24 protein-coding genes are annotated in these 21,967 nt (G+C 34.6%); 10 read left to right on the top strand and 14 right to left on the bottom strand.

The features are described from left to right. The 5 genes from U9P79_03845 to U9P79_03825 form a co-directional block, all read left to right on the top strand. Positions 1–1,278 (top strand): 3-isopropylmalate dehydratase large subunit (locus U9P79_03845; protein ID MEA2103758.1); only part of this gene is annotated, 1,278 nt, incomplete at its 5' end. 13 nt (positions 1,279–1,291) lie between these two features. Beyond that, positions 1,292–2,257, top strand: coding sequence for a GDP-mannose 4,6-dehydratase (locus tag U9P79_03840; GenBank protein ID MEA2103757.1), 966 nt, complete (start codon positions 1,292–1,294; stop codon positions 2,255–2,257). Between the two features lie 135 nt (positions 2,258–2,392). After that, entirely contained in the window at positions 2,393–2,623 is a 231-nt protein-coding gene (locus U9P79_03835; GenBank protein MEA2103756.1) for a NifU family protein, read from the top strand. 7 nt (positions 2,624–2,630) lie between these two features. Then, on the top strand, positions 2,631–2,822 hold the full coding sequence (locus U9P79_03830; protein MEA2103755.1) for a PGPGW domain-containing protein: 192 nt from the start codon (positions 2,631–2,633) through the stop codon (positions 2,820–2,822). Between the two features lie 83 nt (positions 2,823–2,905). Further along, positions 2,906–3,448, top strand: coding sequence for an O-acetyl-ADP-ribose deacetylase (locus U9P79_03825; GenBank protein MEA2103754.1), 543 nt, complete (start codon positions 2,906–2,908; stop codon positions 3,446–3,448). Positions 3,449–3,524: 76 nt separating this feature from the next. Here U9P79_03825 and U9P79_03820 read toward each other — a convergent pair whose 3' ends face one another. The 14 genes from U9P79_03820 to U9P79_03755 form a co-directional block, all read right to left on the bottom strand. Beyond that, complete coding sequence (locus tag U9P79_03820; protein ID MEA2103753.1) at positions 3,525–3,947, bottom strand: EamA family transporter; 423 nt, start codon at positions 3,945–3,947, stop codon at positions 3,525–3,527. Between the two features lie 26 nt (positions 3,948–3,973). Then, on the bottom strand, positions 3,974–4,318 hold the full coding sequence (locus U9P79_03815; GenBank protein MEA2103752.1) for a PilZ domain-containing protein: 345 nt from the start codon (positions 4,316–4,318) through the stop codon (positions 3,974–3,976). Between the two features lie 13 nt (positions 4,319–4,331). Further along, positions 4,332–7,277, bottom strand: a complete 2,946-nt coding sequence (locus U9P79_03810; protein MEA2103751.1) for a response regulator — start codon at positions 7,275–7,277, stop codon at positions 4,332–4,334. Between the two features lie 201 nt (positions 7,278–7,478). Then, entirely contained in the window at positions 7,479–8,261 is a 783-nt protein-coding gene (locus U9P79_03805; GenBank protein MEA2103750.1) for a hypothetical protein, read from the bottom strand. A gap of 127 nt (positions 8,262–8,388) precedes the next feature. Beyond that, positions 8,389–9,234, bottom strand: coding sequence for a hypothetical protein (locus tag U9P79_03800; protein MEA2103749.1), 846 nt, complete (start codon positions 9,232–9,234; stop codon positions 8,389–8,391). A 12-nt stretch (positions 9,235–9,246) separates the two neighbouring features. Continuing rightward, positions 9,247–9,699: a flagellar FliJ family protein gene (locus U9P79_03795; protein MEA2103748.1), complete on the bottom strand. Its 453-nt coding sequence runs from the start codon at positions 9,697–9,699 to the stop codon at positions 9,247–9,249. Then, the gene (locus U9P79_03790; protein MEA2103747.1) at positions 9,696–11,012 is read right to left on the bottom strand and encodes a FliI/YscN family ATPase; all 1,317 of its coding nucleotides are present in this window, start codon (positions 11,010–11,012) and stop codon (positions 9,696–9,698) included. Before U9P79_03790 ends, U9P79_03795 begins: the two co-directional genes overlap by 4 nt. 12 nt (positions 11,013–11,024) lie before the next feature. Continuing rightward, positions 11,025–11,834, bottom strand: coding sequence for a FliH/SctL family protein (locus U9P79_03785; protein MEA2103746.1), 810 nt, complete (start codon positions 11,832–11,834; stop codon positions 11,025–11,027). Beyond that, entirely contained in the window at positions 11,834–12,835 is a 1,002-nt protein-coding gene (gene fliG / locus U9P79_03780) for a flagellar motor switch protein FliG (protein MEA2103745.1), read from the bottom strand. Before fliG ends, U9P79_03785 begins: the two co-directional genes overlap by 1 nt. A gap of 27 nt (positions 12,836–12,862) precedes the next feature. Then, the gene (gene fliF, locus U9P79_03775; GenBank protein MEA2103744.1) at positions 12,863–14,932 is read right to left on the bottom strand and encodes a flagellar basal-body MS-ring/collar protein FliF; all 2,070 of its coding nucleotides are present in this window, start codon (positions 14,930–14,932) and stop codon (positions 12,863–12,865) included. Positions 14,933–14,943: 11 nt separating this feature from the next. Beyond that, positions 14,944–15,237, bottom strand: coding sequence for a flagellar hook-basal body complex protein FliE (gene fliE, locus U9P79_03770; protein MEA2103743.1), 294 nt, complete (start codon positions 15,235–15,237; stop codon positions 14,944–14,946). Between the two features lie 10 nt (positions 15,238–15,247). Continuing rightward, positions 15,248–15,715: a flagellar basal body rod protein FlgC gene (flgC, locus tag U9P79_03765; protein MEA2103742.1), complete on the bottom strand. Its 468-nt coding sequence runs from the start codon at positions 15,713–15,715 to the stop codon at positions 15,248–15,250. A gap of 2 nt (positions 15,716–15,717) precedes the next feature. Further along, positions 15,718–16,119 carry a flagellar basal body rod protein FlgB gene (gene flgB / locus U9P79_03760; GenBank protein MEA2103741.1) on the bottom strand — a complete coding sequence of 134 codons (402 nt, stop codon included), beginning with the start codon at positions 16,117–16,119 and terminating at the stop codon, positions 15,718–15,720. Positions 16,120–16,300: 181 nt separating this feature from the next. After that, on the bottom strand, positions 16,301–17,560 hold the full coding sequence (locus U9P79_03755; protein MEA2103740.1) for an HD domain-containing phosphohydrolase: 1,260 nt from the start codon (positions 17,558–17,560) through the stop codon (positions 16,301–16,303). A 473-nt stretch (positions 17,561–18,033) separates the two neighbouring features. Here U9P79_03755 and U9P79_03750 point away from each other — a divergent pair, with 473 nt between their 5' ends. The 5 genes from U9P79_03750 to U9P79_03730 are packed head-to-tail and all read left to right on the top strand — an operon-like array spanning position 18,034 to position 21,953. Further along, positions 18,034–18,747, top strand: coding sequence for a flagellar hook basal-body protein (locus U9P79_03750; protein MEA2103739.1), 714 nt, complete (start codon positions 18,034–18,036; stop codon positions 18,745–18,747). Positions 18,748–18,759: 12 nt separating this feature from the next. Further along, the gene (gene flgG, locus U9P79_03745) at positions 18,760–19,539 is read left to right on the top strand and encodes a flagellar basal-body rod protein FlgG (GenBank protein MEA2103738.1); all 780 of its coding nucleotides are present in this window, start codon (positions 18,760–18,762) and stop codon (positions 19,537–19,539) included. Between the two features lie 5 nt (positions 19,540–19,544). Continuing rightward, positions 19,545–20,225, top strand: a complete 681-nt coding sequence (gene flgA, locus U9P79_03740; protein ID MEA2103737.1) for a flagellar basal body P-ring formation chaperone FlgA — start codon at positions 19,545–19,547, stop codon at positions 20,223–20,225. Between the two features lie 14 nt (positions 20,226–20,239). Further along, entirely contained in the window at positions 20,240–20,803 is a 564-nt protein-coding gene (locus tag U9P79_03735) for a flagellar basal body L-ring protein FlgH (protein MEA2103736.1), read from the top strand. Position 20,804: 1 nt separating this feature from the next. After that, positions 20,805–21,953 (top strand): flagellar basal body P-ring protein FlgI, encoded by a 1,149-nt coding sequence (locus tag U9P79_03730; GenBank protein MEA2103735.1) that lies wholly within the window; start codon positions 20,805–20,807, stop codon positions 21,951–21,953. The last annotated feature ends 14 nt before the right edge of the window (positions 21,954–21,967 follow it).

The raw sequence follows: 21,967 nt of genomic DNA, 5'->3' as shown, positions 1-21,967 counted from the left end.
ATGAAAAAAACATTTATCCAGAAAGTAATTGAAAGAAAAATCGGTAAACCTGTGCAAGAAGGTGAAATCGCCTTTGTGGAACCGGATTACATTCTTACCCATGATAACACAGCAGCCATAACGCAAAAACTTGGACAGATAAAAGAAGGTATCAAAGTAAAATATCCGGACCGTTTGGTTATCATACTTGATCATGTAACTCCTGCGGCAAATGCAAAAACTGCAAATAATCATCAAGTGATCAGGAAATTCGTAAAAGATCAGGGAATTAAGCATTTTTTTGATATTGGAACCGGAGTTTGCCATCAGGTTTTACCAGAGCAAGGATTGGCTGTGCCGGGAAGTGTAGTTGTTGGTAGTGATAGTCATACTTGCACTTATGGAGCTTTGGGAGCATTCTCAACCGGAATTGATAGAACCGAAGCAGCCGGAATCTGGGTTACAGGACAAACTTGGTTTAAAATTCCGAGAACCTACAAGATCACCTTGAAAGGCAAATTGCATAAACATGTTTCTGCAAAGGATCTTATCCTCACCATTATTCACGACCTTCATGCAGATGGTGCAAATTATAAATCTGTGGAATATCATGGTGATGGAATCCAAAATCTCTCAATCTCAGAACGCATGACCATCGCCAATATGGCTATAGAAATGGGTGCAAAAAATAGTGCTTTTCCGGTTGATGAGCTTACACGAAAGTGGTTGAAGGATAGGGGAGTTGCCGATTACGAACCTATTTGGGCTGATGAAAATGCAGAATACGAAAAGGAATTTACTTACAATCTTGACGAAATCGTTCCGCAGGTTGCTTTTCCTCATTCAGTAGATAATGGTAAAAATATCACTGAAGCAGAGGGAATAGAAATGGATCAATGTTTTATCGGCACTTGCACAAATGGAAGATTGGAAGATTTTCATGTTGCCGCAAAAATTCTTGAGGGGAAAAAAATTAGTCCCCAAACAAGATTGCTAATTCTGCCTGCTTCAAGAGAGATTTATCAACAGGCTTTGAAGGATGGAACACTTTCGATTTTAAGTGAAAGCGGAGCAGTGATTTTACCCCCCGGATGTGGACCTTGCCTTGGAGCGCATCAGGGAGTAATGGCTGATGGAGAAAAAACCCTCTCGACGGCTAATAGGAATTTTAAAGGGAGAATGGGTAATAAAAATTCAGAAATATACCTTGCTTCTCCTGCTACTGTGGCTGCTACTGCTATCACGGGCAAAATCACAGATCCTCGCGTAGCACACGAGTCTCTTCGTGTGAAAAAATGAACTGGAGAAATGCATGATATTAATTACCGGAGCAGCTGGTTTTATTGGTTCACATCTAACTGAAAAACTGCTTGATAGCGGAGAAAAAATCGTTGGAATAGATAATTTATGCGATTTTTATGATATTGAACTTAAAAAGTATAATCTCGAAATAATCAAAAAGAATGAGAATGCGGATAAATTTATTTTCATCGAAGAAGATATCCGAAATTTAAATGGATTGGAAACAATATTTAACAATTTTCCCATTGACACGATAATCCATCTCGCAGCAATGGCTGGGGTGCGTCCCTCTATTGAAGATCCAATTCTCTACCAAGAAGTAAATGTGCGTGGCACTCAAAACCTGCTCGAATGCTCAAAAAAAAATAACGTAAAAAAATTCATCTTTGCTTCATCCTCTTCTGTTTACGGGAATAATAAAAAAATTCCTTTTGCAGAAACGGACAATGTTGATCACCCCATTTCACCTTATGCTGCTACAAAAAAAGCAGGGGAATTGCTTTGTTACACCTATCATGAAATTTATGATATTGATATGATCTGTTTGCGGTTTTTCACGGTTTATGGTCCAAGGCAAAGACCCGATCTGGCTATTCACAAATTCGCTCGAATGGTAAACCAAAAGAAGCCAATCCCATTTTACGGAGATGGAACCACAGCACGAGATTATACTTTTATAAATGATATTGTGGATGGCTTAAAAAAATCTTTGAAATGGATTCGAGAGAATACGAACATTTATGAAATTATCAATCTCGGAAATAATGAACCCGTAAAATTATCTCGCTTAGTCGAAGTTATATCCAATCATTTCAACTATGAAATTGTAATAAATCGGCAGCCCATTCCCAAAGGTGACGTGATGATTACATTTGCCGATATTTCAAAAGCCCGAAATTTATTTGGATATGATCCCAAAACCAGTATCGAATCCGGTTTGGATGAATTTTTCAAATGGTTTCATTCGTATTATTAATCTAACCAAGTCAGGAGAGAAAAAAGTCTAAAAAAGCTTGTAACGGACAAAAAGTTTTTTCTCCTAAAAATAATTGACATGAAACAAGCAATTTCAAAAGGCTGTCCGCTTTATTAATAAAAACAAGGATGAATTATGGAATTAAAAGTAAGAGTAGAGAACGCATTAAATAAAATCAGACCAGCTTTACTTGGTGATGGCGGAGATGTAGAATTTGTAGGTATTTCTGATGATAATGTAGTATCAGTACGTTTGCAAGGGGCGTGCAGAGGTTGCCCATTTGCAGAAATGACCTTAAAATTTAGTATCGAAAAGAAAATCAAGGAAGAAATTCCCGAGATTAAATCCGTAAAAGCTATCAAATGATAATTTAATGAATAAATCTCTAAAGAAGGTTGCCGGAGGATTTCTGGTTGGCTTGGGAATAATCGGTCTCTTCCTGCCGTTTTTACAGGGAATTTTATTGATAGCAGCAGGTTTGGCAACTATTGGAAATAAACGAGCAATAAAGTTGTTTGAAAAACTCAAACAATATTCAGACAGAAAAAAAAGGAATTGTTTATAAAATTAAAAAATGGAGATTTTCTAAAATAGGAATGTGGGTTTTTTTGCTTATTTATTCCAGGTTTTTAGTAGAAAGTAGATGCAATGCGAGTGAAGATTAATAATACTACATTATCTTTAAAGATAGGGGACATAACCGAAGAAAAAGTAGATGCCATTGTAAATGCTGCAAATAGTTCTTTGATGGGCGGTGGAGGGGTTGACGGAGCGATTCATCGAGCTGGTGGTGGTGAAATATTAGCTGAGTGTAAGCTCATCCGCAGTAAATACGGTAGATGTTCCACAGGTCAGGCAGTTATCACAACAGGAGGAAATCTCTCGGCAAAATATGTAATCCACACCGTTGGTCCTGTGTGGAGAGGTGGGTCTGATAATGAAAAGCAACTTTTGAAAAATTGCTATATAAATTCGTTGAAATTGGCAGATAAAGAAAAAATAAAAAGCCTTTCTTTCCCCTCGATCAGTACCGGAGCATACGGCTATCCTATCTTGGAAGCAAGTAAAATTGCTTTGGAAACAGTTGCGGAAAAAATACAAATGTTTGATTTCAATGAAATAAGGTTTGTTCTTTTTTCAGAAAATGATTTTGAAGTTTATAAAAGAATTTTAAGGTTAACGATTGGTTAAACTACCCCGGGATTATAAAAAAATAGAAATATTCTGTAATTCAATCCAACAGCTGACGGATTGAGTTATGCTTCTGTCAAATAGTTAATATTACAATTCCACCGACAGTCATTATCATACCAACTACATTTTTTAAGGTAATCGGTTCACTCGCGAAAATTATTCCCATCAAAGCACCAAATAGGGGAGAAGTGAATGCGATAGGCAAAACTTTTTCCAAAGGAGCTCCCTTGATGGCGTGATAAAAACAAAGCATTCCAACAGAACCAGCCACAACACCACCACCGATAATCAAATACAATAATGCTTTTGGTCCTACATGACGCAGTTGATGCCAGTATGGTTTACTTACAAATCCCAAAATTATTAGTGCTATAAATGTGCGAATTGTAATTCCCATTTGAGGTGAAAGATTACCAAGGTGCAAACCTTTTTTCTCAAAATAACCACCAACTCCCCAAGCTATTGCTGTGAGTAGAGCGTAGTATTGCGGTTTCATTTTAACTATTAAAAAATCAATAAAAATTAATCATTAAAGCCGAAATCATCAATCAGTTTATCAATGATTTTAACCTTCTGAGATGGAAAATCGTCAAATTCAAAACCTGTCAAATAAAAATCCGGATTAATATCTTTTTTACTCCATTTACTATGAGTAGAAAATATTAATTCTTCACTTCCCATTATTGGGTTTGGAAGAAGCATTTTCATATTGAATTCTTTATTGATTTCAATTTTTTTTGTACTTATCAACATGCAACCCTTCTGATTAATATCAGCAAGATGTCCAATAAGTTTGTCTTTATCCCTATCAAAAACGCGTAGATAATAAATCAAATGTCTTCTCTTTAACTGTCGTTTATTGTTCATCTTATCTCCTTCATTAATTAAATTTTACGGAATAACCGTGTTCCTTAATCGTATTAATAATATTTTCTGTAGCTTTAAATATCAATTTCTTATTATATTTTCTTGCAAGAACTATAATTCTGAGAAAAATTTTTTCATGAGGTAATGTGAATTCTTCTATTTTTAACATATTAATAGTGATATTACCATCCGCAATGTCTTTAAAGAAATTTTCAACTAAAGTTTCCAGATTGTTGATTTCCTGATTACTCAAATATTGAGGAAAGATAATACTATTTGGATCTTTTTCAAAAAGCATCTGGGAATCGGTGCCCACAATCTGTTCAGTCAATTGATTTGGTTCACTATCGTTCTGCATTGGTTTGAGATGTTTGCTACTGGGTGTGATCTCAAGGGAATTTATTCTCCACAATAACTGACTAAACTCAATGGGTTTATTTAATATGTCCACGGAGTGCTCAGTTAAATATTGTTTTTCATTCTTGCTAATGGGTGAACCTGTCAAAATGATTACCGGGAAGTTGCTATCAATTCTTTTAATCTCTTTTAGAAGAGTTATACCATCCATTTCCGGCATAACAATATCGCTAATAATCAGGTCGATTGCTTCGCGTTGAGACTTGAAAATCTCAAGGGCTTCTTTCCCGTTGAATGCAGAAATACACTGGAAATTTTCATTTTTCAGTCTATTTATAAGCATTTTAATTACAGTTTCTTCATCGTCAACAACAAGAATATCTAACGGTTTTGCATGAGGATGGCTTTCTGGTTTATCTTTTTTGACTTTTTCATTTTGTTTCATGTCGGATATGGGAAAATAGAGATTAAAAGCGGTTCCTTGTCCGGGATTACTTTTTACAGAAATACCACCATTGTGGCCGGTAACGATACGCGAAACCATAGATAAACCCAAACCGCTTCCTTTTTTACTAACTTTAGTCGAGTAAAAAGGATCAAATATGTGTATCAAATCTTCTCGCGAAATACCTGTACCGGAATCTCTGAATGAAACAAGGATATATTTTCCGGGCTTAAGGGTTGTGTTCGTGAATATTGCTTCATTATCAAATGTTACAATCTCCGTTTGGACAATTAGTTTGCCCCCATCTTGCATTGCATCTTTTGCATTTATACAGATGTTCGTTATCACTTGCTCCATTTGGGACGGATCAGCATAAATATACCAATTGTCCAAAGAAAACTTTTTTACGATTTCATGGTTTTTACTAAAAATATTTTTAATCAATTGCAAAGTATTATTGAGAATAATATTAATTTGAATCGGTTGTTTATAGGTTTCTTGATTCCTGCCAAGGGATAGTAAATTGCGAATTAATTTTGCTGCTCTCTCCACAGAAGTTGAAATTGCCTCAAGACTGGTTTGCTGCGTTTCATCCATACAAATAGAACTTAAGTAATCTGCATGGGATAGAATGATGTTCAAAATATTATTGAAGTCGTGAGAAATGCCAGCTGTGATGCGAGAAAGCATTTCAATTTTCTGGGAGTGTATCAGTTGCTGTTCCAATCTTTTTTCGTTGCTGATATCATCCTTGATAATTATATAATTCTCGATTTTACCTTCATTGTTGGCTACTTGGATGGCAGTGGTTTTTTCAGAATATATTTCTCCGGTTTTTCTCTGATTTTTTATATTTTTTTTCCAAGGCTCTTTATTATCGAATGCCCGTAGCATCTCTTCAAGATAAACTGCAGAAAATTGATGTTCAACACCAAAGAGCAAGTTTTTAAAAAATTTTTGGTCGGAGTTTATCTTCCTAAGCAAATTACCGCGAAAATCATCTTTTGTTTGTGAAGAATCTGCTTTTGTTACGAAAAGATTTTTGTGAAGGTAGGGGATTTTTTGTCCCAAGACCGAATTGGAAAGAAATCCGGTAACTTTTTCAAAAGCCGGATTAACATAATCAATCCTCCCTGTATTATTAGTAATGATTAGAGCTTCCGGAACTGCAAATCGAAGAGTTCGATTAAGAAAATTTATTTTAGCGATTGATTTTTGGTGGTCGCTGATCTCCTGATTCAAATTAGAGTTGATCTCTCGAAGATTTTGGGATTGATTTGTTAATTCATCCTTTTGAGATTCCAGTTCTTGGTTTGCACTTTCCAGTTCAGTAGTTCGCTCCATTACTCTAATTTCGAGATTCTCTTTCATCATCTTTAATGCGTCAGAGCGTTTTTTTCTTTCGGTTATATCACGAAAAGTAAACACAAATCCCAAACATTCCCCCGCCTGATCTCTAATTTCAGAACCACTACCGGAAATAGGTATGGTTTTTTTGTCTTCTAAAAGAAGATTGCATTCTTTGTTGCAACTGCTTTCAGACTCCGGAGCAAGAAGATTCAGCATACACTTGTCAAAATTTACATAGTTTTCATTGCAACTGATTCTAAAAAAATTTTCAAGTGGTTTTCCAATAACATCCTCTTCTTTCCAACCGGTTATTTTTTTGGCGAAAGGGTTGATAAATTTTATGTTTCTGCTATTATCACAGGTGATTATTCCCTCGGCAATGCTTTTAAAAGATGAGGACAACCATATCTCTTGTTCGCGTAATTTTTTTTCAATTTCTTGTTTTTGTAAAACGATATTAATGGTAACGAGAAGTTGCTTATCCTGATAAGGTTTAATAAGATATGACTGAGGATTTGTGAAAGCGGCTTTCTCCAGTATCTTTGTGTCCGAATATGCTGTGAGGAAAATACATGGAATGTCAATTTCGCTTTTTATTCTTTTAAAAGCTTCAATTCCAGAATCGCCATTTCGTAAATGGACATCAACGAGCATAAGATCTGGCTTATATTGAATGGCTTGATTATAGGCTTGCTCCTCATTGACTGCTATTCCAACCGCTTCATAGTTATGGTTGTTAAGGAGTATTTTTATATCCTTACCAACAAGCACTTCATCTTCGATAATTAATATTCTCGCTTTTTTCAAACAAAACTCCTAAATAGAATAAATTTATTCACATTAAATTATGAAGTGTAAGATTATGGCAAGTTATTTTGTTTTAAACAATGATTTTTTTTTGAATACCTTATTGTTTCGGATCAAATAAAATGCGGTCAGTTTTCCTTGAACACCGCTGGTTTATCACTGTTTTTTCAAACCTTTTGGATTCATCTTTGACAATGCAAGTTACAAAATCGGAGTTAGCAGCCTAAGATGCAATCCTTTCCTTTGCAAATTTCTTCTGATGGATGAAAAGGATAGATTAAGAATTTGAGACAGCTTTCTTGAATCGGTTCGGAATCTGACACTGGTATTTTTACCTGATTTAAAGATAGAACAATACATTTTGCCCATATTAGAAAATTTAATTTGCAAATTTATATTCCTAAAATTAATTGGATAATCTTTGATGGATTCTGCAATTCGATCAGCAACAAATTGGGATATAATCCCTGATGAGTTTGAACTTTTGTTAAACGAAAAAAAGTCATTTCGGATATTATATGGACCAAAAGAAGATTTGATCAGAACATTGTTTGCAGTTGGTGGTTGTTGTTTTGAGTGAATTTTTGAATTAATCCTTGATAAAGTGCCTAATTTTTCGGAAAACAAACTAGCATATCCCATCCTATTTGCATCTTTATTGCTAACAAATTTAGATAAATTTTTTTCGTTTCCATTAACAATCTCAGAACGAGTTGATATATCAAATATATTTTGGGATTGAATTCTTCCCTTCTGAAAAGAATGGTTGTAAGAATTGAACTGTGTAAGCAAATTTGCCGGGAAAAATATTTTGTGAGAATTTTTTCTCAATTTTTCAAAGGAAATTTTATTTTGAAGAATCGTGTGAAAACTAATATTTTTTGTGGAATTTGATGTAGCAAGTAACTTGTCTCCGGAGAAAAAATTAAATTTTTTAACCTTATCAGAACGATCACTTTTCGTAACTATTGGAAGATAGACCATTTTCACACACCCATTTTTATTCAGTTGATGACGAAATTATTGCAGAATTTTCCATTTAATTTTAAATTCTTATTTTACAGTTAATGAGGTTATTTTGTAATATTTCTAAAGTGATACTTTAGGTTTATTAATTTTTTTGATTTAGTATTAATTGGGTAAGAGTGAAAGCTCGTTCTGTGGGTAATGTTGCCAAGATTTTCGCTGCATCACGTTCTTTCATCCGCATAAGTAATTCTGCAAAAGTTTCATCATCAAAATTGCGAAGCAAATCAACCTTTTGAGTTATTTGCATTGATTTTAAAATTTTCAATGTCTTGCTAATATTCACATTCTGTGGTGATTGGGGGCTTTCTTTTTCATCTTTAGAAGGCAAGGCTATTTTGCTTTTTGCTTGCTTTATCACTTCTTCAAAAGGATATGGATTATCCACGGTATCAACAATACCCTTAAAGACATCTGCATTATTATTTTCTACGATAATAACTTCTTCAGAAGGTTTCGGTGGGATAACTTCTTCAACAATTTTACCGGTATTTGCGTTAATCATTTTATTTTCCGGTTTAGTTTCCGGAGTTCCCAAACTATCCAATGCAATTAGTGAGTCTGTGCTGATTGAATCTGTCTCTGCAATTTGCACTACCGGTTGAACAATATTTGATGAAAGAACAGAATCTGCCACAGTGGAGTCAACTAATCCCGAAACCTTAAGGATTTCCAGAAATTTGATTTGCTGATCTTGAATATTCTGAAAAAACATACTTGAGAAAAAATAAGTTACTGCAATACTCACTAAAAAGATTCCCACATAGAAATAAACCGGAGAAAATTTGAAGGATTTTTTTTCTTTCTTCTCCTTTTTTTCCTTTTTTTTCTTCTTTTTTTTCTTCTTTTTCCCTTTTTTGTCTTCTTCTTTTTCTGCGTTCTCTTCTTCTAATGCTTGCTCTTCAGTCTCTTTTATTTCTTCGTCAGCCATAGTTACTCCTTTTTAAGCGGATTGAAAGTAAGCCATTAAGGCTATCTCATCTTCATTATGTTTAATGAGGCGTTTATGTTTCTGATTATATTGTTTTTGTTTTTTCGCTTTAAGTTTTTCCAAGATTTTTCGTTTGTTAATAGCTTCGTTCAGATGCATCCTGTCTTTTGCCAAACGCCGATCAATGCTACCAATTTTATTCATCTGATGCTTGAGTGATTCATTGAGAAAATTATCATAATTGTAATAATTAATAAAGTCGCTCACTTTTTTTTTACAAATTTTCATCTTGCTATTTTTTTCTATAGAATTCCAATTAATACCCACTTCTTCATTCAAATTTTCCAACTGGCTTTTTGCTTGATATAATTTGTGTAGATCCAAAGCCAAAATCCTAATTTTTTCTTTCTCGGTATTTTTTCTTAAAATAAGCAATTTTTCGAGTCTAAAAAAGAATTTTTTCATTTCAGTACCTTTTTAAGTTTGTCTATTGTTTCTTCAAGGGAAAATGATTCTGAAATATCCTGTTTGAAAAAATGATTGATTCTATCAATATTCTCAATTGCATAATCAATTTTTTTGTTTGTTCCTTTTGCATAGGCTCCGAGAGTGATAAGATCTTCAGTTTCTTTATAAATAGAATATGTTTCAATGATTTTTTCGTATAACTCTTTGTGCTCTTCTGAGATAATGCCACGCATAACTCGACTAATACTTCCCAAAATATCAATGGCAGGATAGTGATTAATATTTGCAAGATTTCTATCAAGAATAATGTGCCCGTCAAGGATTGCTCTTACTTCATCTTCAATAGGATTGTTCAAGTCATCCTCCTCTACAAGCACGGTGTATATTCCGGTTATAGAGCCATCTTCGGTTTTGCCGGGACGTTCTAAGATTTTTGGCAAGATTGAAAAAATTGAAGGTGGATATCCTTTTACGGTGGGTGGTTCACCTACTGCCAAACCGATTTCGCGTAACGCTCGAGCAAAGCGTGTGATAGAATCCATCAGCAACATTACGTCATTGCCGCGACCTCGAAAATATTCTGCTATTGCTGTAATGAGAAATGCACCTTTCACTCGCATTAATGGACTTTCATCCGAAGTAACCGCAACAACAATTGATCGTTTCAAACCTTCCGGTCCGAGTATATTTTCCACGAATTCCTTAACTTCTCTTCCTCTCTCACCAATCAAGCCAATAACATTGATATCAGCTGTTGATGATTTTGCGATCATTCCGAGGAGAACACTTTTCCCAACTCCTGTGCCGGAAAAAATTCCCACACGTTGACCTTTTCCGATTGTAGCGGTTGCGTCAATTGCCTTAATCCCCGTGCAAAGTGGCTCGTCAACTCGAACACGTTTCATGGGATTTATCGGATCAGTGCCGATTGGCAGAAATTCTTCGGCGATCAAACCACCCTTATCATCTATTGGTTGCCCGATTCCGTTGATTACTCTCCCAACAAATTGGTCACTAAATGGTATATTGAAATTAGCTCGTTCGGAAATAACTTCGCATCCCGGGGAAATTCCACTAAAATCATTGAAACACATAAGTTGATTTAAATTATCCTTAAATCCCACAACTTCCGCCAAATAGCTTTTCTTTCCGGAAATTATTCTACAAATTTCTCCGATTTTTACATTAGGTCCCCTTGATTCAACAGTCATCCCGTAAACATTTTCGATTTTCCCTTTTTGGCTAATCAAAGAGGTGTTTTCAATCACACGAATGGGGTCCATAAAAATTGTACTTATTAATGAATTCATAAAGTTCCGTTCCTAAAAACTTATATAGTTTTCTTTAAGTGCTTTCTTCAAGTTTTCAAATTGTTCGGATAATCTGGCGTCAATCACAAAGGAATCCGTTTCTACAACACAACCACCCTTTTCAATACTTTCGTCTGGAATCAACTCGATATTCTCGGTTTTATACCCTTTTCTCTCTGCAAGTTCTTCCAAAACCGAAGAATTATCTTTGAAATATTTCAAATCGTCCGGATTTAGTTTGAGAATGCAAGGGATTTTCTTATCAATTTTGTTCAAAGATTTTAGAATATTTCGCGAAATAAGGTTCTTATCTTTATCGGATAATTCAACCATAATCTTTTTCATAATTGCCAAAGATATTTTCACAGTTTCTTTATGATAATTTTCTGCAATATTCACGAAACTTCTCTTATAAACATCAATCTGATTTTCGAAATCCCTAAACATTAAATCAACTTTTTCAATATTTACTTGTTTTAGTTCTTTGATCTCTTGTTCATTATTTTTTATTAATTCTTCAATTTTGTTTTCATATTTATTTGATAAATTTTCCGTAATCTCTTTTGCAGCTTTTTCCGCACCTTCATTTAAACCTCGATTATAGGCACGTTTTACTTTTATATCATACAATTTCTCTATTTTATCAAATTTTTCAGTGAAACCTTGTCGAATCGGCAAAGGAGTTCTATAGTCTTGTTCAGATTTTTTTTTCTCTTCAAGTTCCTTTTTTCTTTCTTTCATTATATCGCTAAAATCCGGTAAGGTTGAATTAAAATTTTCAAAAACTGTTTCTTTAACTTTATCGCTTTTTATTATTTTCATTAGACCATCACCTCTTCAGCAGCATTCAAACTGATTTTTTCTTCGTCGCGCAAACGACGAATTGTATTCACGATTTTTTTCTGCATATCCTCTACAACTCGTAAGCGGAGAGGACCAAGATAACCAATTTCTTCTTTTAGAAGTTTTGTTTGACGCTCGGAAAGATTATCGAAAATTATTTTTGTTGTTTCCTCATCAGTATGTTTCATGGCAACTGCGAGGTCGGAATTATCAACTTCTTTTAATATTTCTCGAATGGAGTGGCTGGAAAGATTTTTGATATCTGCAAATACGAACATCAATTCTTTTATTTCATTTGCCAGATCCGAAGAAGTGTCTTGAAGAACTTCCAATATTTCTCTTTCAGCAGTAGCACCAACCATATTCATCATTTCTGCAGCAGCTTTAACACCGCCAAATTTACCCATAGATTTGGAAAAACTGATCTTATCTTCTAAAACTTCTTCAACCATCCTTAGAGTTTCCGGAGGTACTTCACCAATCTGTGAGAAACGACGCAATAATTCCGGTTGAATTTTTTTGGGAAGCATGGTAAGCATCTCACCGGCTTGCTTGGGTGAAAGTTGGGTTAATATCAAAGCAATTGTTTGTGGATGTTCACTCTGAATGAAGCTGACTAATTCTTGCAGATCCACTTCCTGAAATTTGCTGAATCCACTCTTGTGAAGATTTCTTTCAATCTTACCAATGAGGACCTCGGTTTTTTCATCTCCAATTACGTTTTTCAATAATTTTCTGGCATAATCCACTCCACCCATGGTGATATATTGTTCTGCCCTGATCATGTTGAAAAATTCTTCAATAACCTGCCCCGTAACTTCAGCTGAGATATTATCCATACGCACGAGTTCACTACTAACCTGTTCGAGTTCGAGATCGTTCATTTTAGAAAAAAGTTTGGCAGATACTTCCGGTCCCAATGCTAAAGAAAGGGCAGCACATTTTTGAATACCGGATAGATGTTCGAAATTTACACCCATAATAATTCCTTTATAATTTGTTGTTTTTTACTTACTGAGCCAACTTCTTAAAATTGCATTGGCTGCTTCAGGATTGTTTTGAATATATTCACTAACTCGTTTTTTTTCCAAATTTCTTTTCTTCTGATTTATGTCGGGTTTTTTCTGAATACTCGCCATCATTTCCATTTCAATTTTCATCTGTTCGCGTTTTTCAAGTGCTTTTCGTTTTCTTTCAAGAAGTTTCTTCATTTCGATATCTTCTTGAGTAGGTTGATTGATTTCCGAAGACCCACCATATTTTTCTCCACTTGCTATAGAATCTTCCATTCCATGAATTTCATGTTCAAGATTTTCTACTTCCTTAAGTATCTTTAATCTCTCCTGTTTTTTCTTTTCATCGAATTCCATTTCTTTTTCCTCCAGCTCCAAATTTTCAAGAGCTTTTTTTCTTAAGTCCATTTCCCTTTTTTTGGTTTCTAATTCCAAATCCTGAGTTTCCAACGCCAATTTTTTAATTTCTTCTGAACTTTTCGTTGGCTTCTCTTTTAAGGTGGATGTTTCTTGGGAATTTTGATCAATCTTTTGTTCGGGTGATTGTTTTGTTTTCTCTACGGGTTTTGTTTCATTTTCATCTTCAGGGGTAAATTGTTTTTTAATTTCAGTTTGTGGTTTTGTTTGTGATGTTGCTTGGGTAGGGGAGGTCATTGTTTGTGGCGTTGCGTGTTGCTGATAAATATTTGATGAAGGTTGAGCACCTGCCGGAACTGTTAATGGCCGAATATGTGCAGTTAACTCGGTAAGATCATAATTTTTTAAAATGGATTTAATCAGAAACACACCTAATACCAAAAGAAGTAATGTAAGCACTTTTGTAAAGAGATCTGCAGGTAATTGGAATCCACCGCTCTTCATTCCTGCCAACATCGGTAATTCATCTTTGGTTTTAAACTGCATATTGCTAACAGTTATTCTATCTCCACGCGTAGCATCAGACCCAATGGCGTTTTGCACGGTTAAGGTAATATCATTGATCTCCTGATTAGTACGGGGAACATATTTGGTAATCATTTTTCCATCTTCATTTTCCTCTTGAACGTATGTTCCATCAATTAAAACAGAAACCGAGATGTTTTTAATTTTTCCGGATTTTTTAACCGTGTGATTTATACTTTTGCTGATTTCATAATTGGTAGTGATTTCAGATTCCCTGGTTTCTCCTCCCACATCCTTTTCACCGTCCTGAGAACTGCTTTCACTAATGGATTCACTTCTGGCAACTTGAGAATTTGGATCATACGTCTCATCTGTTTGGTCAATACTCTCCATATCTAATTCAACCGAAATTCGGACAACAGAATTGTCGGGTCCGAGAACATTATTGAGCATTGAACTAACTTTATCCGTTAGATATTTTTCTACTTCCATCCTCTGAGTTAGACTGCTTGAAGTGCCTTTGAAATCGTCATACTGCTCACTTGAGAGGATATCACCTTTTGTATCCACTACTGTTATATTTTGTGGTTGCAAACCCTCCACGCTTGATGATACAAGATAGATGATGCTTTGGATTTGTTCCTTTGTTAAATGCTCAGAACCAGCAAGTTTCAAAGTTACTCCTGCGGTTACAGGTTTTTCATCTTCCTTAAAAAGGGCTTGATCGGGCATTACAATATGTATTCGCACATCTTGTATGGGTTCCAAATCAGTAATGGTTTGAGCAATTTCTGCTTCGAGAGCTCTTCGAAAATTAATTTTTTGCAAAAATTCAGTTGTGCCAAATCCCTTTGAATTGAGAATTTCATAACCGAATCCCTTTTTTGTGGGAAGTCCATCTTTTGCCAGAGATATTCGCAATTTGTATATATCATCTTGGGAAACAAAGATAGTATTGCCATCTTTCAATTCATAATTAATGTTCTGCTTGTCCAATTTTTCCACAATAGCTCCGGCATCATTTGAACTGAGATTGGAGTAAAGAAGGCTCATTGCAGGTTTATTTGTCCATTTCAGAATCAAAGTCGTAAAGAGAATAATGCTAATAAGAACAGAAGCAATCACGATTTTTTGACCGGTTGAGGCATTATCAAAAATCAGTTTTAATTTATTATCACCCATTTGTGCTCCTTTTAAACCTGCATTCGCATTATTTCTTTATACGATTCAACCAGTTTGTTACGAATCTCTACCATCAAATTAAAACTAATGTCGGCTTTTTCCATTGCAATCATCACGTCATGAACGTTTTTGACATCACCGGTAGCAAACTCATTGATTTTCTGGTTTGCGTCGAGCTGCATTTTATTCACATCTTCCAATTGATTTTTAATTATTTGTAAAAAAGACGTATTTTTTTTTCCCGCAATTGATTGGATAGGTTTGATTCCTTTTTGATTGATACCGCTAATTCCGTTAATATTCATCAGTTACCTTCTAAATCTTAAGTGCTTCTTTATCCATTTCTTTAGCTGCGTTTAAGGCAGCCAAATTTGCTTCGTAGGCTCTTGAGGCTACCAAGAGATTTGCCATTTCACTTACAATATTTATATCCGGCAGTTCCACATAACCGTTTTCATCTGCGTCAGGGTGATTCTTATCATAAACAATTTTTGTTCTATTTGCAACTTCTACTATTTTTGCTTTTACTTGATTCACGTTGACCGAATTAATCTTTGTTGAACCTGTATTTTGAATATGATTTGAATTTGTTAAAGAAAGTTTCCCCTTTTTTTCCATATAGGAATTTAGGGTTTTAGAAAAAGGGACATTTTCCATAACCACTTTTTTATACTTATATCCTTTGGAGTTTGCATTGGCAATATTTTGCACGATCGCATCAATTCGTTTTCTTTGAGCTGCTAAGCCGGATGAACTGATGCTGTATAAATTTGCAATTTTCATAATTATCTACCTTTAATAGCGGTTCGGAGAATACCAAACATCTTATTGAGAACTTTGGCGGATGTCTGGTAGTTGATTTGATTATTTACTAAGTTGACCATTTCTTCATCAAGTGAAATTTTATGCTCTCCCACATTTGAAAATTTGCTTTTTTCAACTGAAATCATTTCCTCGTTTATTTCAGAATTCTTTGATAGATGAGCTGGATTGGTTTGAGTAATATCAGAGGATTTTTCATTTATTGCCTTTTTTAAGTTGTTTTCGAAACCAACGCTGATTTTTCGATAATTTTTAACTTCTGCATTTGCAATATTTGAAGAAATTGCTCTGTTTCGGGCTTTATAGCCGTTCAAACAAGTTTGCAGAATTTTAACTGAATTTCCAAAAATCGAATTTAATATCATAATAGCTCCATATTGAGATTACATTCAAATTTTATGCCAAAAAGCATAATAGACTGTTTTAGATTTCTAACATCCATTTATTATGCGAGATAACATAACAAGTAAAATCTTGAAAAAAAATTAAATTGCTGTTTGTTTGGGACAATTTTTCCATATTATGCACCATTTTTTTTCAATTAATTTACGGCTTTATATAAATACCCGGGAGAATAGGATCGAAGGTGCTGTATTTTACCACTTTTGAAATTAATTGAACGGTCAAAGTTGTATTTGCTTTGATGAGCATTAAGCCTTTTTTTGTGTAAACATCGTCTGCAACGACCATGCCCACTTTCATCTGATGAAGTTGGATTAAAAATTTCTCTTCCGGTTTTCCTTTTTTAAGTTGAGATACATAGTGAGAAAGAAGATCCAATAGTTGCTCATCAAATTCTTGATAGTGATACTGCTTCATTTCCGCAAATACTTCATCAGCATCCATATTTTTATTGATCCGGTACTGATTTGAAAAATAATCGGCAATGTAAATAATTCGCGAACCAATTGGAATTTCTTTTCCTTTTAATTTATCAGGGAATCCAATACCGTTAAATTTTTCGTGATGGTGGGCAATATCCAGAACAATTTTATCCGAGCTTTCTGTTCCTTTTACAGATTCCAGCATATAAGTAGCAAGTGCCGGATGCTGCTCATATAATATTTTTTGATCAACAGATAGCTCAATTATTCGTTTGGAATTAATTTCATCCGATAACGCCAACTTACCAATGTCATGCAAACTGGCAGCATAATTTATTTCGCTGATTTCACTTTTTGATAAATTTAATTCCTCAGCAATGTAAACCGAAATTTGTTTAACGTCCATTGAATGGGCATATAGAAGATAATCGGTCATTTCAACGAGTCTAATATAGAAATCGTAAGCATTCCGAAGATTGTCATTAAGCTGGGATTGAATAGTTTTGGCATTTTTTTTATAAAAATAAATTGTTTTGTCTTTATCTATGATAATTTCATGAGCGATTGTCAATTCGTTCTTATTCTTATTAATAGATCTGTCAGTCTCAATTTGGTTGAGCAACCTCGAAATTTCGTTCTTCCAAAGTACTTGGGGAGCTCCGGATAGCAGAAGAAAGAATCGGTTAAAAGATATTTCTTCGGAACGAACACGATTTATTTTGTAAATAATCATTATATAAGGAAAAATATCTTTTTTGCGGATTGCTATTGATAAAATATCCTGATAATTATTAAAGCCGAGATAGTCAAAAACCGGTATGAGAACCGTTTTTTCATGACTGATTTTCATAAAGTCTTTGTAGTGAGATACTGAAGAAAATTCCACCAAAATTTTATTTTCTGAAATAAAACTCTTCACAACTTTTCTTAGTTTTTTCTCTATCTCTTGGTTTGATCCGATATAAATAATTTTTCTTTTCATATTTTATCCATTAAATATTTGTTATAAATCCTATCAGCAAATTTTGTTCCATTTATCTCATTTGAAAAAAATAAACACAAAGGTCACAAAGTACACAAAGAAAAGTGAAAAGGGATAAGGGAAAAGTGAGAAGGGAGAAGGGATAAGAGAAAAGTGAGAAGGGAAAAGATAGAAAAACTATCACTCGTTCCCAAAGCCACACCACCGTTTCTCGTTCCCAAGCCCCCGCTTGGGAACGCAATTTTACTCCTAGAAAAATTCATTCTAAAAAGCATGTAACCGGCAAAAAGTAAAATATCACGGATATTTTACTCCAAAAAAAAAGAAAATTATTTCTTATATAAATGGAAATATTTTCTTTAAGTAAATCAAAATAGCAACGAGAAAAGTGGTTATAGCCTTGATATTTTTAACTCACTAAACATCTATTCTTTTGGCACAATCATTGCAACAGTCAAAAACCGAGGTACAAAATGCTATCTAATATTATTACATCAGCAAATGAGATGACAAAAAAGTTGGAAATGCAAGATGTGGTTTCAAACAATCTTGCAAATATCAATACCAATGGATTCAAAAAGGATATGATCAATTTCCGGAAGGTTTTTGATGCTAAACAAAATGATTTTATAACAGAAACAAAGATTTCAACCGATTTCACGCAGGGAAACATGGTCTTGTCCGGAAACGCCTTTGACCTTGCTGTAAACGGAGATGGTTTTTTTGCTGTTGAGGATGGAAACAACGAATTGTTTACCCGCAATGGAGCTTTCTCAAAAAATTCCGAAGGATATTTAGTAACTCAAATGGGTCGAAAAGTTCTTTCGGACAATGGTCCTATTATAGTAGAAGGAAATGATTTTCTCGTAGATAAACAAGGTGGCGTTTGGGTAGATAATGAATATCGTGGAACCTTGAAAATAGTTTCTTTTCAGGAAATTAACAAGCTTCAGAAAGCACAATCCAACGGATTGTTTGAAAATCTTGGCAGCTCATTCATACTTAATCCGCAAACAAATGGAGAGTGCGAAGTTTTACAGAATACTTTGGAAAAATCCAATGTATCATCCACCTCTGAGATGATTGACATGATCAAAATATCAAACGAATATCAAACAAATTATCGAGTTCTTGATATAATTAACGAACTCACAAAAAAATCAATTCAAGAATTATCAAAGGTTTAGAAAGGAAGACGTATGTTTAGATCGCTCCAAACAGCTGCTACCGGGATGAAAGCGCAAGAATTGATAATTGATACAATTACAAATAATCTTTCTAATGTGAACACAACCGGTTTTAAAAAAAGTAGAATAAATTTTCAAGATCTGATGTATAAACAACTGAATAATGCAACTCAGCAAACTGAAAATCCTTCTCCCGCCGGATTGGAAGTTGGATATGGAACCAAACCGATTGATTCCGTAAAAGATTTCTCGCAGGGAGTATTAACGCAAACAGAAAGATCTTTGGATGTAGCAATTAATGGTGAAGGACTTTTTCGCATTATGAAGCCGAATGGTGAAGTGTTTTTTAGCCGTGACGGCTCTTTTCAGGTTTCATCTGATGGAACTCTCGTAACAGCCGACGGATACATCGTTCAGCCCGATATTATCATTCCGGAAAACACACAGGAAATTACGATCTCAAAGCAAGGAATCGTTAATGCTACTTATCCGGGCGATCCGCTACCGGAAGAATTAGGGCAAATCGAATTGAGCAAATTCATAAATCCGGTAGGTTTGCGGAGTGCTGGTGATAATCTGTATGAAGCAACACCAGCCGCTGGCGAAGAACTTATTGGCTATCCTGGTGAACTTGGATTCGGGGAAGTAAACCAAGGATATTTGGAAAAATCCAATGTGAGCGTAGTTGAGGAAATGATGAAAATGATTGTTGCTCAACGCTCGTATGAAGTTATTTCAAAATCAATAAAAACCTCCGAAGAGATGATGAAAATCTCCAACAATATTAAATAGCTAAAATGAAACATTCCAAATTCTTTTCAATTCTCTTTTTGTTTCTGATGTTCATATCACTTACTTACGCATATTCTATCAAAACTGATTTGTTGGAATTTTTAGATGAAAATATTTCCGGAAAGTATAATATTCGTTATCTTTCTCCTGAAACAAAATTTCAATTCCCGGATGTAAGATCGAGAATGAAGATTACTTTTGAATTTTCTGAAAGTTCTGATCTACGAGGAAATGAATTGATATTTGTAAATTTAACGCAAGGTGAAGAGATTATTCACTCGGAAGAAATTTCCGTATTCCTAAAAATTTACAGGGAAATCATTGCAACAACGCATAATATTGCAAAAGGGCAAACAATCTCAAACAGCGATCTGAAGTATGTTAATCAGGATGTTACAACTAAAACTAATTATTTTACCGATGCGAAAAATATTGTTGGCAAGATTGCACTCCGGAGAATAAATTCAGGAAAAATTATCAAATCCACTTTTATTCGCGCTGCATTTGATGTGCAAGTGGGTGACGAAATAAGCATCGTATCAAGATGCGGTAATGTGATTGCAACTACTTCCGGTATTGCTCATCAAAATGGATATATCGGCAATACTATTACAGTTTATAACCCGAGTTTCCGAAAAACTCTAAAAGTAAAAATCAGCAGTGATAAGAAAGGTTTAATCGAGTAAATTAGGTAATAAAAATGATTTATAAAATTTTAATTATTTCACTCATTTTATTTTCTTCACAGGTGTCTTTTGCAGCACCGTTTCAATCTTCCACCTCTTTATATACCGATGAAAAGGCACACAGGGTAGGAGATATCGTTACGATCTACGTGGTCGAGCAATCTACTGCCCAAAACAAATCAGGAACAAATTCCGATTCCAAGTCTGACCTGGGATTAGGATTGGGTGTAGAGGGTTTTAACGATTTTACGGGAGTTTCTTTTTCCGGCAAGTATTCAAACGACTCAGAGAAAAATAAAAATTTTTATTCCCAAGAACAATTAACAACAAAGATCTCCGCTCAGATCGTGAAAATAGATTCTGTTGGTAATTTCATTATAAAAGGTCAAAAAACAGTTATTGTAAATGGAGTCGAAAAGGCAACTGTTCTTACAGGGACGATTCGACCCCAAGATATTGAATCGAACAATATTATTTATTCATACAATATATTGAATGCAAAAATCACTCACATCGGTAAGGGAGAGAAGGTAAAGAAGTCTTCCTTTATTGATAAAATTATGAATTGGATATTTTAATATGAAGAGAATTATCTTAGTGATCTTAATCGTCTTTTCTGCAAATTTTCTATTTTCAGAAAACAAAATTGGCGATATTACAAATATAGTCGGAGTTTCCAGCACACCGGTTGTGGGCTATGGACTTGTGGCGGGTTTAAATAAAACCGGAGATTATCACAGATCTTATTTTACCGAACAGACTGTGAAAAATATGTTAGAGAAATTCGGCTTGAAAACTCCTGATCGAAAAGTGAGGACAAGAAATGTGGCTGCTGTGATGGTTACCGCAAATATTCCGGCATTTATCCAAACCGATAGCAAATTTGACATCACTGTTTCCTCAATAGGTGATGCCCGCAGTTTGGAAAACGGCACTCTTTTGCCTACTGATCTTTTCACAATGGACGGATGCAAAATCGCAATTGCACAAGGTCCGGTATCTGTTGGTGGTTTTAGTGTGGAAGTTCAAAACATCAAGGTCGGAAAAAATTATCTGCTTACCGGAAACATTTCAGATGGTGGAATTCTATTAAGCAGAATCCCCAGTAGTATAGGTGAAGATGAAATTGTTTTATCATTAAAAAATCCGGATTTGAGTACTGCGGTGAATATTGCAGAAAAAATAAATAAAATCACAGATAATGCAGCTTCCGTGAGAAGTGCAGGTGCTGTTGAAGTGATTTTTCCGGATTCAATGTTTTTCACCACATCCAAAGATGAACAGGGAGAAACAATTTTCGCAGTGTTAGATCCTACAATATCGTTAAATATGAAGAATAATTATCTTCATGAAATTGTGAATTTGCCAATTACTCAGGAAATAAATCCAAAAATTGTCATCAATGAAAAAACCGGTGTAATAGTTGTCGGTGAGCATGTTACTATTTCACCTGTGGCTATTTCTTATAATAATATTAATATCAAAATTTCTAAAATTGATGATGTTATCGAATTAGAATCATCCGAACAAGCAGATAGTAAAAAAACAAAATCCATTGTTGAGATAACGGATGAATACACGAAAATGAAAGAAATCCCGAGAACAGCAACGGTGAAAGACATTGTGGAAACTCTCAATAATCTCGGTGCTTCACCCCGAGATTTGATTGGAATTTTTCAGGCTCTTAAACGAGCGGGAGCTTTACAAGCCGAATTGATCTTCATGTAAAGAAGGGAGAATAG

This window comes from Candidatus Cloacimonadota bacterium, from assembly GCA_034661015.1.
Taxonomy (GTDB): Bacteria; Cloacimonadota; Cloacimonadia; order JGIOTU-2; family JGIOTU-2; genus JAYEKN01.
The sequence above is the reverse complement of the archived record's forward strand: the minus strand, read 5'-3'. Positions and strand labels throughout refer to the sequence as shown.

Excerpts from the sequence above, each read along its gene's own strand:
- U9P79_03800 (MEA2103749.1), bottom strand. The coding sequence starts at position 9,234 with ATGGCTGACGAAGAAATAAAAGAGACTGAAGAGCAAGCATTAGAAGAA.
- flgB (MEA2103741.1), bottom strand. The coding sequence starts at position 16,119 with ATGATATTAAATTCGATTTTTGGAAATTCAGTTAAAATTCTGCAAACT.
- U9P79_03835 (MEA2103756.1), top strand. The coding sequence starts at position 2,393 with ATGGAATTAAAAGTAAGAGTAGAGAACGCATTAAATAAAATCAGACCA.
- U9P79_03735 (MEA2103736.1), top strand. The coding sequence starts at position 20,240 with ATGATTTATAAAATTTTAATTATTTCACTCATTTTATTTTCTTCACAG.
- flgA (MEA2103737.1), top strand. The coding sequence starts at position 19,545 with ATGAAACATTCCAAATTCTTTTCAATTCTCTTTTTGTTTCTGATGTTC.
- U9P79_03785 (MEA2103746.1), bottom strand. The coding sequence starts at position 11,834 with ATGAAAATAATAAAAAGCGATAAAGTTAAAGAAACAGTTTTTGAAAAT.
- U9P79_03825 (MEA2103754.1), top strand. The coding sequence starts at position 2,906 with ATGCGAGTGAAGATTAATAATACTACATTATCTTTAAAGATAGGGGAC.
- U9P79_03750 (MEA2103739.1), top strand. The coding sequence starts at position 18,034 with ATGCTATCTAATATTATTACATCAGCAAATGAGATGACAAAAAAGTTG.
- fliE (MEA2103743.1), bottom strand. The coding sequence starts at position 15,237 with ATGAATATTAACGGAATTAGCGGTATCAATCAAAAAGGAATCAAACCT.
- U9P79_03790 (MEA2103747.1), bottom strand. The coding sequence starts at position 11,012 with ATGAATTCATTAATAAGTACAATTTTTATGGACCCCATTCGTGTGATT.
- flgG (MEA2103738.1), top strand. The coding sequence starts at position 18,760 with ATGTTTAGATCGCTCCAAACAGCTGCTACCGGGATGAAAGCGCAAGAA.
- U9P79_03840 (MEA2103757.1), top strand. The coding sequence starts at position 1,292 with ATGATATTAATTACCGGAGCAGCTGGTTTTATTGGTTCACATCTAACT.
- U9P79_03815 (MEA2103752.1), bottom strand. The coding sequence starts at position 4,318 with ATGAACAATAAACGACAGTTAAAGAGAAGACATTTGATTTATTATCTA.
- U9P79_03830 (MEA2103755.1), top strand. The coding sequence starts at position 2,631 with ATGAATAAATCTCTAAAGAAGGTTGCCGGAGGATTTCTGGTTGGCTTG.
- U9P79_03730 (MEA2103735.1), top strand. The coding sequence starts at position 20,805 with ATGAAGAGAATTATCTTAGTGATCTTAATCGTCTTTTCTGCAAATTTT.
- flgC (MEA2103742.1), bottom strand. The coding sequence starts at position 15,715 with ATGAAAATTGCAAATTTATACAGCATCAGTTCATCCGGCTTAGCAGCT.
- U9P79_03805 (MEA2103750.1), bottom strand. The coding sequence starts at position 8,261 with ATGGTCTATCTTCCAATAGTTACGAAAAGTGATCGTTCTGATAAGGTT.
- U9P79_03795 (MEA2103748.1), bottom strand. The coding sequence starts at position 9,699 with ATGAAAAAATTCTTTTTTAGACTCGAAAAATTGCTTATTTTAAGAAAA.
- fliF (MEA2103744.1), bottom strand. The coding sequence starts at position 14,932 with ATGGGTGATAATAAATTAAAACTGATTTTTGATAATGCCTCAACCGGT.
- fliG (MEA2103745.1), bottom strand. The coding sequence starts at position 12,835 with ATGGGTGTAAATTTCGAACATCTATCCGGTATTCAAAAATGTGCTGCC.
- U9P79_03755 (MEA2103740.1), bottom strand. The coding sequence starts at position 17,560 with ATGAAAAGAAAAATTATTTATATCGGATCAAACCAAGAGATAGAGAAA.
- U9P79_03820 (MEA2103753.1), bottom strand. The coding sequence starts at position 3,947 with ATGAAACCGCAATACTACGCTCTACTCACAGCAATAGCTTGGGGAGTT.